At 34.5% G+C, this 978-nt stretch carries 1 protein-coding gene; it reads left to right on the forward strand.

Annotation, left to right across the window (positions count from 1 at the left end; translation table 11 throughout):
• Positions 1-443: hypothetical protein (locus BN338_RS10030; RefSeq protein ID WP_039762010.1), on the forward strand; the 443-nt coding region annotated here is incomplete at its 5' end.
• Positions 444-978: the final 535 nt, after the last annotated feature.

The raw sequence follows: 978 nt of genomic DNA on the forward strand, positions 1-978 counted from the left end.
GCTTTGTTTTAACGGGGTGCAGTTTGTCTGCTCCTACCTATGGGACGAATAAACCGGTTTCGATACAGTTTTTTGAAGATGTTGCTAATATTGCTTCGTTGACACCAGTAAATAACAGCAGTCAGATTATTCTGAAACCCCGCCCAAAACTTGTAATACCAAGTCCTAGCTCACGCAGTTTTTTACCGCTGCCACAACAAGATAGATCTGTCAATAAAATAGCAGCATCAAAACAGCATCAAGGAAGTCCTTCTTTTCCGCACAAAGGGTCTTCAGTTGATGGTATTGGTTCAGAAAATCCTTCACAGTTGAATGCAAAACAACGACAAGAATATTTACGTCGTCAGAGAGCACAAGTTGGAAGTTCAAAATACCGTCGCTATCTCACGGAACCGCCTTTAAGTTATCGCCAACCAGTAAAGATTGCACCTACTGGTCGCTAGGGAAAAGGAAAAATATAAAAGTATATGAAGTTCTTCCAATACTTATCATACAAAGTTTTCATTAATACAGAATTATAGTGCTGATGTAAGGAGATTATTATTTCCATGAAATAGTAATATGCTAATAGTATTGAGAGGGTGGTTTTGTATCTCTTTCACAAGCAACATCCTTCAAAGATTTCAGGCCCATTTCATAATGTCGTTTGTTTAGATGATAGAGTATAAAACCTTTGAACATCACCATATTTATGCTTATGAAGGAGCAAATTGGTACTATCATTGTATTTAACAACCTCTAATGTTGCTACAGCTTTTGCATTTTAGAGCCTTCATAAGAGACATTTTTTCTTTCTTTAATAGTTTATATTGATACATCAACCCTACCTGTGAAGAGCAAGAAATTAATTTGTATTGATTCAACGTCATTTGAAATGAGAGTATTCTACGATATTTTATATTTTATTACACAAGACAATAGATTATTTTTATAAATAATAAATGAAGTGTCATCTAATAGAAGAAATAAGTAATGTTG

Origin of the sequence: Bartonella queenslandensis AUST/NH15 (assembly GCF_000312585.1) — a bacterium.
Classification (GTDB): Bacteria; Pseudomonadota; Alphaproteobacteria; order Rhizobiales; family Rhizobiaceae; genus Bartonella; species Bartonella queenslandensis_A.